Source organism: Methylopila turkensis (assembly GCF_027922325.1).
GTDB lineage: Bacteria > Pseudomonadota > Alphaproteobacteria > Rhizobiales > Methylopilaceae > Methylopila > Methylopila turkensis.
The window spans coordinates 68,459-81,745 of the sequence record NZ_BSFL01000001.1; the positions used below are offsets into that span (position 1 = coordinate 68,459).

Sequence of the window (13,287 nt, forward strand, 5' to 3'; positions counted from 1 at the left end):
CACAATTTAATCTGGAGGGTGTGTGCACACATATTAGACAGTTTTCCATCCGACACAACGTCGCAAACGCATTCGTCCCCGAGGGCGCACGACAGGCGGCGCCGGCTCGGCTAGAACGGCGCGTCAGCGAAGCCGCGGCGCCCCGCCGCGCGCCGGGTTTTTGAACGATGGCCCCACAGAATGACGGCGCGCCGCGCGTCGCCGCGGTGATCTGCGCCGCGGGCGGCGGAACCCGGGCCGGCGCGGGCCTGCCGAAGCAGTTCCGCCCGATCGGCCGCGACAGCCTGCTCGCCGCCTCCGCCCGGCTGTTCCTTGACCATCCCGCCGTGTCCGACGTGCGGATCGTGATCGGCGCGGAGCACGCCGCGCTCCACGACGCCGCGATCGCGACGCTCGGAGAGCCTGCGCCCAAGCTCGGCGCGCCGGTTCTCGGCGGCGCCAGCCGGCAGGCCTCCGTGCGCGCCGGCCTCGAATCGCTCGCGGACCGAGCGCCCGACATCGTGCTGGTGCACGACGCCGCCCGGCCGTTCGCGAGCCCCGCGCTGATCGACCGCGCCATCGCCGCCGCCGCCGAGCGGGGCGGCGCGGTTCCAGGCGTCGCCGTGGTCGACACGATCTGCGCCGTGGGCGACGACGGCGGCCGGGGCGCGACCATCGACCGCGCCGCCCATCGCGCGCTGCAGACGCCGCAGGCGTTCCGCTACGCCGAACTCGCCGACGCCCACGCCCGCGCCGCCGCCGCCGGCCGCGACGACTTCACCGACGACGGCGCGCTGTTCGCCTGGGCGGGCCACGCCGTCGCCGTGTTCGAGGGAGAAAGCCGCAACGTGAAGCTGACCACGCCCGACCAGTTCGACGACGCCCTGCTGCGGCGCGCCGGCGCCGAATTCCTCGCCCGCGGCGACGTGCGCACGGGAACAGGCTTCGACGTCCACGCCTTCGGGCCGGGCGACCATGTGGTCATCGGCGGCGTGAAGGTGCCGCACGGCTTCGGCCTCTCCGGCCATTCCGACGCCGACGTGGTCCTGCACGCCCTGACCGACGCCGTGCTCGGCGCGCTCGGCGACGGCGACATCGGCGCGCATTTCCCGCCGTCGGACCCGGAATGGAAGGGCGCCGATTCGGCCCGCTTCCTCGCGGACGCCGTCGCGCGGGTGCGGGCCGCGGGGGGCGTCGTCGCCCATCTCGACGTCACCGTGATCGGCGAGGCGCCGAAGGTCGGCCCGCACCGCGAGGCCATGCGCGCGCGGATCGCCGAGATCGCCGGGATCGCGGTCTCCCGCGTCGGCGTGAAGGCCACGACAACGGAGCGGCTCGGCTTCGCCGGCCGCCGCGAGGGCCTGGCGGCGCTCGCCTCCGCCACCATCCGCCTGCCCTTCACGGACGATTTCGCATGAGCGCGACGCCCTACGATCTGGCGGAGGAGGTTCTCCGCCTCGCGCGCGGCGCAGGCCTCACCCTAGCCACCGTCGAATCCTGCACCGGCGGCCTCGTCGCCGGCGCCCTGACCGAGGTGCCGGGCTCCTCCGACGTGGTCGACCGCGGCTTCGTCACCTATTCGAACGCGGCCAAGACCGCGCTCGTCGGCGTGGCCGCCGAGCTGATCGCGGCCCGCGGCGCGGTGAGCGAGGAGGTGGCGCGCGCCATGGCGGAAGGCGGGCTCTCCCGCGCCGGCGTCGGCCTGACCGTCGCCGTCACCGGCGTCGCGGGTCCCGGCGGCGGCTCGGCGGAGAAGCCGGTCGGCCTGGTCCATTTCGCGGCCGCCCGCGCGGGCCGCCCCACGCTCCACCGCGAGCGCCGCTTCGGCGACCTTACGCGCTCCGAAATCCGCCGCCTCGCGGTGCTCGAGGCCCTCGACCTGCTGCGCGAAGCCGCCGGCGCGACTGCGGTCGGCTGAACCGTCAGAACCGGGCGATCGTCGTCAGCCCGAAGACGAGCGCGTCCGGAATGCGGCGGCGGCCGTCGCCCTTGGGGTGCGCGACCGAGCCGCCGGGGTGGACGACGTATTGCGCGGTCGGCTGCACGGTGAGGCCGGGGACGATCTCGGCGCGGTAGTTCGCCTCGAACGTCATCTCGAAGTCGCGCACAGGTCCGCGGACGCCCGCCTCCACGTTCGCCGCCCGGTCGGCGTGCGCGAGCGCCGGCGAGAAATCGGCGTAGGCCACTGCCACGCCGAAGACGTCGGCGGGGCGGCTCGGAACCATGCCGCGCACGACCACGCCGCCGTCCACATAGGCGCTGACGGCGTTGCGGTCTGACGGGCCGAGGATGACGCGCGCGAAAACGCCGAAGCCCGCCTCGTCGTCCTCGCCCTCGGGACGGAAGACCTGCTGGTCCCAGACGGCGTAGACATTGAAATTGCGGTCCCGCGTCCGCTCCGCGTCTTCGCCGTCGCGCAGGCGGGCGAAGTCGCCGAAATGCAGGTAGCCGCCGAGCTTCACCGCGCCGGAGAGCCCCTCCTCCCCGCCGCCGTAGCGATATTCGCCCTCGGCGATCACCAGCGGCGGGTCCTTCAGGCGGAAGTTCGACCCGCGCCGATTCGCCTCCTCCGGCTCCTCGGCGTCGAGCGGGGCGGCGGCGCCGTTATAGATCGCGGCCCGGACGGTGAGATCGTCGGTCGCCTCGAAGGTCGCCTGCGCGCCGAGCGCCGCCAGCGGATAGGCCGGCCCCTCCTGCGGCAGGTTTTCCGACGGCGACGCCGCCCAGCCGAAGGTCGCGCCGATGAACAGCTCCGCATAGCCGCTCTTGAGAAAAACCTCATCGGCCGCGAGCTGGCCCACGCGCACGGCGAGGCGGTCGTCGAAACGCTGCTCGTAATAGAGCTCGAACAGACGCGTCGTCGGCATGGCGCCGATGTCGTTGCCGGCCAGAATATTGCCGACGCGGCGCTCGGCCAGGTCGCGGCCATGGATCTGCAGCGCGTTGACGTGCAGCGAGCCGCCCTCGATCCCGAGCGTCTTTTCCGCGTCGACGTCGAGCGACAGGCTCGCGAGCCCCATATAGGCCCCGCCGCGGCTGATCCCGCCGCGCGCGACCGCGCGCATGTCGGAGAAGTAGAAGCCGGAGAACCGGAAGCCGCGCTCGGCGAGAGCGTCGCGTCCGGCCTTCAGCTCCGACAATGTGGGCACGGAGTCGAGCACGGACCCGCCGTCGTCGTCATCCGCGAGCGCCGGCGCCGCGGGGCAGAGGCCGAACAGGACGAGCCCGGCCGCGCCCGCGGCGGCCGATCGAAAACGCCTCACCTGATGTTCCCCCGCGATCGCGTTCCGAGCGTCTTATGTTTCGCTCAGGGTCGCACGCGGCTCCGTGAGGCTCAACCTGCCGCGCCGCCTGCGGCGATCCGCCAAGGCGGTCCAATCGTCGAAGCCGGGGCCGCGCGCTATATCCGAGCCATGGACCTTTCCCGGCTCTTCATGCGCATGGCGATGATCGTGCGGCGGCCGCCGTCACGACCGCAGCTCATTGCGATCGCCGTGGTCGCGGCGGTCGTCGCCGTCTGCGTCGCGGTCGAATGGGCGGGGCTGTGGCCGGAGGCGCTGACGGCCGACCGGGTGCGTACGCCGCGGCTGTGATGCGCCGGCGTCGCGCCGTCAGGTGCTGAAGCCGAGGATGATGCCCGCGACGCCGCCCGCCAGCAGGAAGGTCACTCCGAGCGAGTAGATCGTCGCCAGATTGCTCTTGTCCCGCAAAACGCCCGCGGTGCGCCCGCCCTCCCGCCGCGCGATCACGATCAGAAGAATCGCCGCGGCGAACAACGCCACGCCGACGATTTCGTACATGAGATGCTGCAGCATCGAATTCTCCCAACCGGGCCGCGTCATTGGGCGCGCGACCGCGAATGGAACCTTCTCGCCTCTCGTGCGTTGTGGCAACCAAGGCTATCGCATCAAACGAAATGTGACGGCTGTCGCTGCGCCACAACCGGCGCTGGCGGCCCCGCAGCCACCGTCAGCCCCGCGCCCACGTCGCTGTGAGAAACCATATTTCGCATACGATTACTTCGATATCGAGAAATAAATCGCCTATATGGAACCATTTTTCCTTACAATGCGTTCAATTATTATTCTCGTTACAGTAAAAGGGGGGAATATGTTGTGCTCCATGTCGTTTCAAGCCCAAATGACGACGTCCTTACGGTCTATTCGCACCGTGTGGCGATCGGAGGCGTGACCGTCGAGGCGGACGAGTCGTCCTATTGGGCGCTGTTCGCGCTGAAGCAGGCTGACGTCCAGGATGGTCCGAGGCCGGCTGCGCTCGGCGGCCGGGAGGCTACCAAGGAAGGCGCGCTGCAGGCGCTCCTGGACGTGTGGCAATCCTGGCTGACGGCCGCGGGACTTACCTACGCGACCCAGAAACGATGCTGACTCTCGCCGGGTCGCGGCGTCAGCATCACGCGCGCGCCGGGTGGAACGGTCGCTAGGCGTTTTTGCGAACGCCCGCCGCCTGCACGCGCGTCGACGCCGACGGCGATCCAGCGCGGCTCCGAGCCCTTGCAGTCTGGCCGGTTCCCTTTTCGCGCTCCGACGGCGGCTGCGCAGGCCCGTACGTCCAGAACACCGGCTTCCAACGCCTGACGTTTCCGCGTGCAAAACTAGAATAAATCTAGATTGAACACTATCTAGAATAGAAATAATACAATTCGGATTGCGTCACGATATATTTGGATGACCATCACCCTTTCTGCCCATAGCACCCGTTGACGTAAGCGCCGCCAATTCTTTGGCGAATGCGCGGAGTTGCTGCCGGAGATCGGGCGTTTCGCCCAGTCGCGGGACGAGATCGGCGCGATGCGCGGGTTTCCGGCACGGACAATGGGGATGGGACGATGAGGGGGCGGGGATTGCGGTGGTTCGGTCGCGGCTTGTCCGGACCGGCCGCCATGGGGATGTCGCTGCTCGCGATCGGGCCGGCTTTGGCGCAGAGCGAGGCCGCACGGCCGGACGCCGGGGCCGCCGGCGCGACCGTGCTTGACGAACTCAGGGTCGAAGGAACGCGTTGGGGCGATGTGAAGCCCGCCACCGCCACGGTCGGCCAGCCGCCGGCCCCTTACGCCGGCGGCCAGGTCGCCACCGGCGCCCGGCTCGGCATGCTGGGCAACCGCTCGATCCTCGAAACGCCGTTCAGCATCTCCGGCTACACCGAGAAGCTGATCCGAGACCAGCAGGCCCAGTCGATCGCCGACGTCACGCTGAACGACCCGTCGGTGCGGGCCGACGCGCCGCCCTTCAGCGAGCGCGACGCCTTCTTCATCCGCGGCTTCTCGGTCACCAATCTCGACGTCTTCTTCGACGGCCTGCCCTACATCGCCAACGCCCGTCGCAGTTTCCTCGACGGCATCGAGCGGGTCGAGATCATCAAGGGCCCGACCCAACTGGTGAACGGCGGCGTCGGCCGCGTCGGCGGCACGGTCAACCTCGTGCCCAAGCGCGCCGGCGACGAACCGCTGACGCGCGTCACCACCAGCTTCCGCAGCGACTTCCAGCTCGGAACGCATGTGGACGTGAGCCGCCGCTTCGGCCCCGACAACGCATGGGGCATCCGCTTCAACGGCTCCTACCGCAACGGCGACACCGCGCTCGACCGGAACGAGAGCGAAGTCAGCGTCGCGGCGCTTGCCCTCGACTACCGCAGCGACCGCTTCCGCGCCTCGCTCGACCTCAACCACTCCAAGCAGAACATCGAGGCGCCCACGTCGCTGTTCAACTCGGCGGCGCCGGGTTTCGACATACCGCGCGCGCCCAACGGCCGGAAGAACACGGCGAACGCGTTCGAATACATCGACAGCGACTACAAGATGGCCGCGAGCCGCGTCGAGTTCGATTTGCTGCCGGAAACGACGATCTACGCCGCCGCCGGCGCCAGCCGCTACCGCGAGGATTTTCTCACCTCGTCCTATCGCATCCTCAACGCCGACGGCGACGCGCTGGCGACGCTCGCCATCCAGCCGCAGCAGATCCAGGGCTTCACGGGCGAAGTCGGCGTGCGCTCGAAGTTCGAGACCGGCTTCATCGGGCATCAGGTCAACGTCGCCGCCTCGCGCGCGCTCAACGAGAACTACCGCGGCGGCTTCGTGCCCCCGGCCCTCCCGAGCTTCCCGACCAACATCTACAATCCGGGCGGCCTGCCGGGCGGCTCGCCGAGCACGGGCGGCTTCGCGCGCTCCGACGACCTGCCGCTGTTCGCGGACCTGCGGGCCTCCAGCATCGCCGTGTCCGACACGCTGTCCTTCGCCGAAGGCCGGCTCCAGCTCACGCTCGGCGGACGCTACCAGCACATTCGGTCGCGCGGCTTCAACACCCGGCCCGATCGCGGCCCGATCGGCCTGAACACCTACTACTACGACGACGAGCGATTCAGCCCGGCCATCGCCGCGACGGTGCGGGTCACCGAGAGCCTGTCGGTCTACGCAAACTACGTCGAGGCGCTGACCGAAGGCCCGACGGCGCCGGGCACGCCCGCGACGGTGGCCAACGCCGGCGAGGCGTTCGCTCCCGTCGTGAACAAGCAGCGAGAAGTGGGCGTCAAGTACGACTTCGGCTCGTTCCTGTTCACCGCCGCCCTGTTCGAGATTCGGCAGCCGAACGGCTTCCTCGCGCCAGTCCCTCCGGGATCGCCTCAAGGAACGCTGCCATCGTTCGGCGTCGATGGCCGGCAGGTCAATCGCGGCGTGGAGCTGAGCGTAGCCGGCGAGCCGATCGAGGGGCTTCGGCTGCTCGGCGGCGTCACCTTCCTCGACGCCGAGCTGGAGAAGACCGCCAGCGGGGCGTTTGACGGCAACGACGCTCCCGGCGTGCCGAAAACGGCGATCAATCTCTATGGCGAGTACGACCTGCCCTGGGTCGCCGGCCTGACCGCCACCGGACGGGTGCTCTACACCGGCGCCACGAAATTCGATCAGGCGAACGACCAGAAGGTGGCGAGCTGGACGCGGTTCGACCTCGGCGCCCGCTACGCCTTCACCGGCCCGCTGGACAAGCCGGTGGTCATCCGCGCCGACGTCCAGAACGTGTTCGACAAGGCCTACTGGTCCTCGTCCGCCCGCGGCTTCCTCGCCGTCGGCGCGCCGCGCACCTTCCTGCTCTCCGCCTCGGTCGACTTCTGAAGTCCGGCTCCGGCGCCCTCCCCGCCCGACGGCGCGCAGGGAACGCCGGGCCGTCCCTCGCCGTTTCTCCGCCAACAGGAGGAGCGCATGGACCGCACGCAGGACGTCCGCGAACGGGCGTATCAGATCTGGATCGAGGAAGGCCGTCCGGAGGGACGCGAACACGAGCACTGGGAGCGCGCACGCCAGGAGCTGGGCGTCGACCCCACAAGCGCGCCGCAAGCGCCGACCGAGGTCGGCGGCGGCGAGGAGGCCGCAAGCGCAGAGCCCGCCGTCGCTGCAAAGCCCCCTCGGCGCAAGGCCGCTCGCCCGTCCTGACTCTTAGCCTGATGAGAAAGCCGCCCGCGATCCGTCGCCGGGCGGCTTTCCTTTTCGTTACGTCAGTGGCGCCGGGGAACTGGCGATGGCTGGCGCCGGACGACCAGCTGGGACGAAATCGGCCTCCTGGGGGTCTGATCGGGCGGAGCCTTACGGCCTTGGCGCCGCGGAGACGCCCTCCTCCCGCGCGGGTCAGCCGCGTTCGGGCCCCGGTTCGTTCAGGTCCGTCCGTCCGATTCCGGCGCGAAGGGCGCGAGCATCCCGGCATAGGCCTTAGGAGAGGGCGTCGCGTAGGCCCCGGTCTTGGCGGTCGCGAGGCCGAGCGAGACCAGCGCCTCGGCCTGCTTGACCGCCGCCGCGACCCCGTCCACCACCGGCAGGCCGAAGCGCGCGGACAGGGCCTTGGCGAGATCGGCCATCCCGGCGCAGCCGAGCACGACGGCCTCGGCGCCGCCGGCGACCGCGCGGGCGATCTCGGCCTCGAGCTTGGAGCGCGCGCCCGATCCCGGCTCCTCCAGCGCGAGCACGGCCACATCGCAGGCGCTGACCCGGACGCGCTCGGCGTAGCCGTAGCGGCGGACGAGCTCCTCCACCGGGACGACCGAGCGGGCGAGCGTGGTCACCACCGCGATCCGCTTCGCGATCTGCCCGGCGGTGACGAGCGCCGCCTCGCAGATGCCGACCACGGGGATATTTCCGAAGCTGCGCGCCGCGTCGAGCCCGGTGTCGTCGAAACAGGCGACGATCGCCGCGTCGGCGCCGGCGCGCTGGCCGTCGGCGATCGCCGCGATCAGCCCGGGAACCGCGAAGGCCTCGTCGTAGAAGCCCTCGATCGAGGCCGGCCCCATCGGCGAGGTCACGGCGACGATCTCCACGCCGGCGCCCGCGACCGAGCGCGCGGCCTCGCCGATCTTCGCGGTCATCGATGCGGTCGTGTTCGGATTGACGACGAGCAGCTTCACGCGCGCCGTCTCATGACGGCCCGAGCTTCTTGCGCTGCTTGCCGATCAGCGTGATCGCGGCCAGCGCCGCGAGGATCGCCGCGGCCGACACCAGCGTCGTCACCGCGCCGAGGGCGTAGAGCACCGGGGTCGTCACGTTGGTGGTCATGCCGTAGATCTCGAGCGGCAGCGTGTTGAACGAGCCGGACGTCATGAGCGTGCGGGCGAACTCGTCGTAGGACAGCGTGAAGCCGAACAGTCCGACGCCCACGAGGCTCGGCAGGATCATCGGCAGCACCACGTGGGCGAAGGTCTGCCAGTCCGAGGCGCCGAGGTCGCGCGCCGCCTCCTCATAGGCCGGGGAGAAGCGGTTGAACACCGCGAACATGATCAGCACCCCGAAGGGCAGCGTCCAGGTGAGATGCGCGCCGAAGCCCGAGCTCCACCAGGCCGGCTGCCAGCCCACGATCTGGAAGGCGAGGCCGATGCCGAGGCTGACGAGGATCGACGGCACCACCAGGCTCGAGATCGTCAGATAGAACAGCACGGTGGAGCCGAGGAAGCGGCGCCGGAAGGCGAGGCCTGCGAGCAGCGACACCAGCACGGTGGTGACCATCACCATCAGGCCGAGGATCAGCGAGCGCGTGAAGGCGCCGCCGAAATCGCCCACCGCCTGCTGCTCGAACAGGTTCTGGAACCAGCGCAGCGACACCCCGTTCATCGGGAAGGTGAGGCCGCCGTTCGGGCCCTGGAAGGCGAGGATAAGGATCGTCGACATCGGCCCGTACAGGAACAGCACGAACAGGCCGAAGAACGCCGCGAGCACATAGAAGGAGAACGGGCGCTTCTCGCCGGACATCACAGCTCCTTCCGGATGTCGACGATCCTGAGGATGGCGGCCACCATCATCAGCACCACCGCCAGCAGCACCACCGCGTTGGCGGCGGCCGCCGGGTACTGCAGCAGCGAGATCTGGTTCGCGATCATCAGGCCGACCGAGGCCGACTGGCCGCCCGACATGAAGCGCACGGTGATGAAGTCGCCCATCACCAGCGTGACCACGAAGATCGAGCCGATCGCGATGCCGGGCTTGGCGAGCGGGATGATGATGTTGGTGAGGATCTGCGTCGCCGAGGCGCCGGCGTCGCGCGCCGCCTCCACCAGCGAGCGGTCGATGCGCACCAGCGTGTTGAAGATCGGCGTCACCATGAACAGCGCGTAGAGGTGCACCATGGCGAGCACCACCGCGAACTCCGAGAACAGCAGGAACTCCAGCGGCGCCGGCACGATGCCGAGATCGACCAGGGCGGAGTTGAGCAACCCGTTGCGGCCGAGGAAAGGCACCCACGAGATCATGCGGATGATGTTCGAGGTGAGGAACGGGATGGTGCAGAGCAGGAACAGCGCCGTCTGCATCTTCACGGTGCGGACGTGGAAGGCGAGGAAGTAGGCCACCCAGAAGCCGACGAACAGCGAGATCGCCCACACCAGCACGACGAATTTCACGGTGTTGAAGAAGGTCCGCCACGTCACCCAGGAGCCGAGCGTTTCGGCGTAGTTGAGGGTGACGAAGTCGGGGTAGATCTGGACGCTGTCGTAGTCCCAGAAGCTGACGATCACGATCGCCGCGATCGGCAGCAGCAGGAACGCGCCGAGGATCAGCGCGAGCGGCGCGGCCTGCAGGTAGGAGGCGAGCCTGCGGCTCGCCCGCCTCCGCATGGTCGGGGCGGGCGTCTCCAGGATGTCGGACGGCGCTTCGATGGCGGTCATGCTGCGGCGGGCCTCCTCCACCATGCTCCGCATGGTCCCCCTCCTCCGCGAGCGGAGGAGGTTCGACCCAGCGCACTCCTATCCTCCCCCGCACGGCGGGGGAGGCGGACCGCGAAGCGGCGGAGGGGGCGACGCATGGCCATCGCTGCGATCCGGGCAGCCGTCACGCGGCGATGAACTCGTTCCACTTGCGGACCATGTAGCGGTCCTTGTCCATGACCGCGTTCCAGCACGCGACGCGGCCCATGCGCTCCTCGAACGAGCCGCCGTCGCGCACCGCGCCGGCCTTCTCGATCTCCTTGCCGTCGGGCGACTTGATGTCGATGGCGGCCGGCTTGCCCTCCATCCAGAACGCCCACTCCTCCGGCGACATGTGCTCCTTCGCGGTGGTGAGGCAGGCGGAGTAGTAGCCCTGGCGGTTCAGGTAGGCGCCGCACCAGCCGGACAGGTACCAGTTGATGTACTCGTAGGCCGCGTCGAGCTGCAGGCCCTTGACGTTCTTGCCGATGCCGAGCCCGCCGCCCCAGGCGCGGTAGCCTTCGGCGAGCGGCTGGTAGACGCAAGGAATGCCCTTCGACTTCACGGCGGTCACCGCCGGCGACCACATCGACTGGATGATGACCTCGCCCGAGGCCATCAGGTTCACGCTCTCGTCGAAGGTCTTCCAGAAGGCCCGGAACTGGCCGTTGCGCTTGGCCTCGATCAGGACGGCGATCGTCTTGTCGATCTCGTCCTCGGTCATGTTGCCCTTGTCGCCATAGCTGACGAGGCCGGCGCTCTCGCAGATCATCGCCGCGTCCATGATGCCGATCGACGGGATGTTCAGGATCGAGGTCTTGCCCTTGAACTTGGGGTCGAGGATGTCCTTCCAGTTGCCGATCGGGCGCCCGACGAGATCGGGGCGGATGCCGAGCGTGTCGGCGTTGTAGATCGTCGGGATCAGCGTCATCCAGCCGGTCTGCCCCTTCGCGAAGGTCTTCGCGCCGGGGCCCTCGACGAAGCTGACGGTGTGGGGCGCCGTGCCTTGCGCGATCTTGCTCTCGGGCGTCAGCTTGCCGGTTGTGAAGATCGGGACGATCTGGTCGTAATACTTGATCTTCTTGACGTCCATCGGCTGCAGCGCGCCGGTCGGATAGACCTTCTTGCAGATCCAGTACTCGATGTCGGCGATGTCGTAACTGTCGGGCTGGGTCACGGTGCGCTGGGTGACGCTGTCGCTGTCGAGCGCGGTCATCTGCAGCGTGAAGCCGAGGTCCTGCTTCACCTTGTCGGCGATGGCGTTGAGGTTCGAGACGCCCGTGCCGAACTGGCGCAGCGTGACGTTCTTGATGTTCTGGGCCCAGATCGTGGGGAAGCCGGTGACGGCGCCCGAGCCGGCCGCGACGCCGGCGGCGGCCGCGCCGGTCTTCAGCAGCGTGCGGCGCGAGACGCCTTCCGCGGCGGCGTTGGTCGTCGTGTCGGGGGTCTTCTCGGTCATGGCGTCTCTCTCGCGTCTCAGGTTCTTGGCGCTTGGGTCTTTGGCGCTTTCAGGCGTCGTCGGAAGCGGATCAGTGCGTGGGCGGCGCCAGCACGTGGACGTCGGCGAGCGCCCATGCGAGCGGCACGGCGTCGCCGACCGCGTGCGGCTTGCCGTCGAACACGTCCTCGTCGGCGTAGACCGTGAACTCCTCGACGCCGGGGGCGTCGAGCGTCACCTTCATCGAGCCGCCGCGGTATTCGATGTTCTTCACGAGGCCGGTCACGCCGAAGCCCGGCGCGGTGGCCTCGCCGATGGCGATGCGGTCGCGGCGGATGGCGATCTCGGCCGGCTCGCCCAGCGTCAGCCGCGGGTCCTTCGGCGTGCGGAACGACACGCCGTCGGGCAGGGCCAGCGTCGCGCCGTCGTCGTCGATCGCCGCCACGCGGCCCGAGAGCACGTTGTGGTCGCCCATGAAGCGCGCGACGAAGGCGGTCGCGGGTCGGCGGAAGATCTCGCGCGGCGGCGCGGCCTGCTCGATGCGGCCGTCCGACATCACCACCACGAGGTCGGCGAGCGCCATCGCCTCCTCCTGGGAGTGCGTCACATGCACGAAGGTGATGCCGAGGTCGCGCTGCAGCCGCTTCAGCTCCTGCCGCATGCGCACCTTCAGGAACGGGTCGAGCGCGGACAGCGGCTCGTCGAGCAGCAGCGCCTGCGGGTTGGTGATCAGCGCGCGGGCGAGCGCGACGCGCTGCTGCTGACCGCCGGAGAGCTGCGCCGGGCGCCGCTCGGCGTAGGGCTCGAGTCCCATCAGCGTCAGCATCTCGAGCGCCTTGGCGCGCCGCTCCGCCTTCGGGACGCCCTTCACCTTCAGCGAGAAGGCGACGTTGTCGACAAGGTCGAGATGCGGGAACAGCGCGTAGGACTGGAACATCATCGAGGTCGGCCGCCGCGCCGGCGGCAGGTCGGTCACCACCACGTCGCCGATGCGGATGTCGCCGGACGAGATGCTCTCGTGGCCCGCGATCATCCGGAGCGTGGACGTCTTGCCGCAGCCGGAGGGCCCGAGCAGGCAGCAGTAGGAGCCGGCCTTGATCTTGAGGCTGACGGAATCGACCGCGACGGCCTCCGGTCCGTAGCGCTTGGTCACGGACGCGATGTCGATCTCGGCTGCCTGGGCCATGCGGTCTCCCCGTCGAACGCGGAAAAACGCTCAGCAACGCCCGTGCCAGCCGCGCAGGCCGGGCAGGACCATGCGGCGGGGCCCGCGCGGCTGGCGCATGGCAGGCCATCATGTGCCTAAAACTTAGGCGAAGCTGGCGCCGAAAGCGTGAGCGGACGGCTTCCCACAGGCGGGTCGACCAACGCGCCGGGAGCGCTTGACAGGGCGCCCGCCGTCCCGTACCAACCGCCGCACTTGAGCGGGGCGCATGCTTCGCTTTTGGGGGTGTAGCTCAGTCGGTTAGAGCGCCGGCCTGTCACGCCGGAGGCCGCGGGTTCGAGTCCCGTCACTCCCGCCATTCTTCTCCAGAGGTCGTGACAGGACCCTGGACGCCGGTCGATCCCCGATCCCGGCCATCCGCCGCTTATCGTCAGCCGATCAAGCCAACGCGCCGCTTCTGCGCGCGATGTCGCGGGCGCTGACGAGCGATGATGTCCGCCCGAGACAACGCGTCACGCCCGCCGGAGGCGGACAT

General features: G+C 69.4%; 13 protein-coding genes and 1 tRNA gene. 7 read left to right on the forward strand and 7 right to left on the reverse strand.

Annotation, left to right across the window (positions count from 1 at the left end):
• Nucleotides 1-167 precede the first annotated feature (167 nt).
• On the forward strand, nucleotides 168-1,397 hold the full coding sequence (locus tag PKE78_RS00300; protein ID WP_271198846.1) for a bifunctional 2-C-methyl-D-erythritol 4-phosphate cytidylyltransferase/2-C-methyl-D-erythritol 2,4-cyclodiphosphate synthase: 1,230 nt from the start codon (nucleotides 168-170) through the stop codon (nucleotides 1,395-1,397).
• The gene (locus tag PKE78_RS00305) at nucleotides 1,394-1,897 is read left to right on the forward strand and encodes a CinA family protein (protein ID WP_271198847.1); all 504 of its coding nucleotides are present in this window, start codon (nucleotides 1,394-1,396) and stop codon (nucleotides 1,895-1,897) included. The genes PKE78_RS00300 and PKE78_RS00305 overlap by 4 nt, the downstream gene beginning before the upstream one ends.
• Before the next feature lie 4 nt (nucleotides 1,898-1,901).
• Here PKE78_RS00305 and PKE78_RS00310 read toward each other — a convergent pair whose 3' ends face one another.
• On the reverse strand, nucleotides 1,902-3,242 hold the full coding sequence (locus PKE78_RS00310) for a carbohydrate porin (RefSeq protein WP_271198848.1): 1,341 nt from the start codon (nucleotides 3,240-3,242) through the stop codon (nucleotides 1,902-1,904).
• Between the two features lie 150 nt (nucleotides 3,243-3,392).
• Between PKE78_RS00310 and PKE78_RS00315 the strand changes: the two genes are divergently transcribed.
• A complete protein-coding gene (locus tag PKE78_RS00315; protein WP_271198849.1) occupies nucleotides 3,393-3,572 on the forward strand; it encodes a hypothetical protein in 180 nt (59 codons plus the stop codon).
• 18 nt (nucleotides 3,573-3,590) lie between these two features.
• Here the strand turns inward: PKE78_RS00315 and PKE78_RS00320 are convergent, their stop codons facing one another.
• A complete protein-coding gene (locus PKE78_RS00320; protein WP_271198850.1) occupies nucleotides 3,591-3,794 on the reverse strand; it encodes a hypothetical protein in 204 nt (67 codons plus the stop codon).
• 372 nt (nucleotides 3,795-4,166) lie between these two features.
• On the opposite strand from PKE78_RS00320, the gene PKE78_RS00325 reads away from it, so the two are divergent.
• From PKE78_RS00325 to PKE78_RS00335, 3 genes are all read left to right on the forward strand, one after another.
• The gene (locus PKE78_RS00325; RefSeq protein ID WP_271198851.1) at nucleotides 4,167-4,364 is read left to right on the forward strand and encodes a hypothetical protein; all 198 of its coding nucleotides are present in this window, start codon (nucleotides 4,167-4,169) and stop codon (nucleotides 4,362-4,364) included.
• Nucleotides 4,365-4,879: 515 nt separating this feature from the next.
• Nucleotides 4,880-7,102 carry a TonB-dependent receptor gene (locus tag PKE78_RS00330; protein ID WP_271198852.1) on the forward strand — a complete coding sequence of 741 codons (2,223 nt, stop codon included), beginning with the start codon at nucleotides 4,880-4,882 and terminating at the stop codon, nucleotides 7,100-7,102.
• An 87-nt stretch (nucleotides 7,103-7,189) separates the two neighbouring features.
• Nucleotides 7,190-7,420, forward strand: a complete 231-nt coding sequence (locus PKE78_RS00335) for a DUF2934 domain-containing protein (RefSeq protein ID WP_271198853.1) — start codon at nucleotides 7,190-7,192, stop codon at nucleotides 7,418-7,420.
• A 218-nt stretch (nucleotides 7,421-7,638) separates the two neighbouring features.
• Here PKE78_RS00335 and PKE78_RS00340 read toward each other — a convergent pair whose 3' ends face one another.
• From PKE78_RS00340 to PKE78_RS00360, 5 genes are all read right to left on the reverse strand, one after another.
• Nucleotides 7,639-8,382, reverse strand: coding sequence for an aspartate/glutamate racemase family protein (locus PKE78_RS00340; protein ID WP_271198854.1), 744 nt, complete (start codon nucleotides 8,380-8,382; stop codon nucleotides 7,639-7,641).
• A gap of 10 nt (nucleotides 8,383-8,392) precedes the next feature.
• Nucleotides 8,393-9,220: an ABC transporter permease gene (locus tag PKE78_RS00345; RefSeq protein ID WP_271198855.1), complete on the reverse strand. Its 828-nt coding sequence runs from the start codon at nucleotides 9,218-9,220 to the stop codon at nucleotides 8,393-8,395.
• The gene (locus PKE78_RS00350; RefSeq protein WP_271200035.1) at nucleotides 9,220-10,080 is read right to left on the reverse strand and encodes an ABC transporter permease; all 861 of its coding nucleotides are present in this window, start codon (nucleotides 10,078-10,080) and stop codon (nucleotides 9,220-9,222) included. The genes PKE78_RS00345 and PKE78_RS00350 overlap by 1 nt, the downstream gene beginning before the upstream one ends.
• A 214-nt stretch (nucleotides 10,081-10,294) precedes the next feature.
• Entirely contained in the window at nucleotides 10,295-11,608 is a 1,314-nt protein-coding gene (locus PKE78_RS00355; RefSeq protein ID WP_271198856.1) for an ABC transporter substrate-binding protein, read from the reverse strand.
• Nucleotides 11,609-11,678: 70 nt separating this feature from the next.
• Nucleotides 11,679-12,773, reverse strand: coding sequence for an ABC transporter ATP-binding protein (locus PKE78_RS00360; RefSeq protein ID WP_271198857.1), 1,095 nt, complete (start codon nucleotides 12,771-12,773; stop codon nucleotides 11,679-11,681).
• 260 nt (nucleotides 12,774-13,033) lie between these two features.
• On the opposite strand from PKE78_RS00360, the gene PKE78_RS00365 reads away from it, so the two are divergent.
• Nucleotides 13,034-13,110, forward strand: a tRNA-Asp gene (locus PKE78_RS00365).
• The last annotated feature ends 177 nt before the right edge of the window (nucleotides 13,111-13,287 follow it).

Excerpts from the sequence above, each read along its gene's own strand:
- PKE78_RS00335 (WP_271198853.1), top strand. The coding sequence starts at position 7,190 with ATGGACCGCACGCAGGACGTCCGCGAACGGGCGTATCAGATCTGGATC.
- PKE78_RS00315 (WP_271198849.1), top strand. The coding sequence starts at position 3,393 with ATGGACCTTTCCCGGCTCTTCATGCGCATGGCGATGATCGTGCGGCGG.
- PKE78_RS00350 (WP_271200035.1), bottom strand. The coding sequence starts at position 10,080 with ATGCGGAGGCGGGCGAGCCGCAGGCTCGCCTCCTACCTGCAGGCCGCG.
- PKE78_RS00305 (WP_271198847.1), top strand. The coding sequence starts at position 1,394 with ATGAGCGCGACGCCCTACGATCTGGCGGAGGAGGTTCTCCGCCTCGCG.
- PKE78_RS00355 (WP_271198856.1), bottom strand. The coding sequence starts at position 11,608 with ATGACCGAGAAGACCCCCGACACGACGACCAACGCCGCCGCGGAAGGC.
- PKE78_RS00360 (WP_271198857.1), bottom strand. The coding sequence starts at position 12,773 with ATGGCCCAGGCAGCCGAGATCGACATCGCGTCCGTGACCAAGCGCTAC.
- PKE78_RS00320 (WP_271198850.1), bottom strand. The coding sequence starts at position 3,794 with ATGCTGCAGCATCTCATGTACGAAATCGTCGGCGTGGCGTTGTTCGCC.
- PKE78_RS00330 (WP_271198852.1), top strand. The coding sequence starts at position 4,880 with ATGGGGATGTCGCTGCTCGCGATCGGGCCGGCTTTGGCGCAGAGCGAG.
- PKE78_RS00300 (WP_271198846.1), top strand. The coding sequence starts at position 168 with ATGGCCCCACAGAATGACGGCGCGCCGCGCGTCGCCGCGGTGATCTGC.
- PKE78_RS00345 (WP_271198855.1), bottom strand. The coding sequence starts at position 9,220 with ATGTCCGGCGAGAAGCGCCCGTTCTCCTTCTATGTGCTCGCGGCGTTC.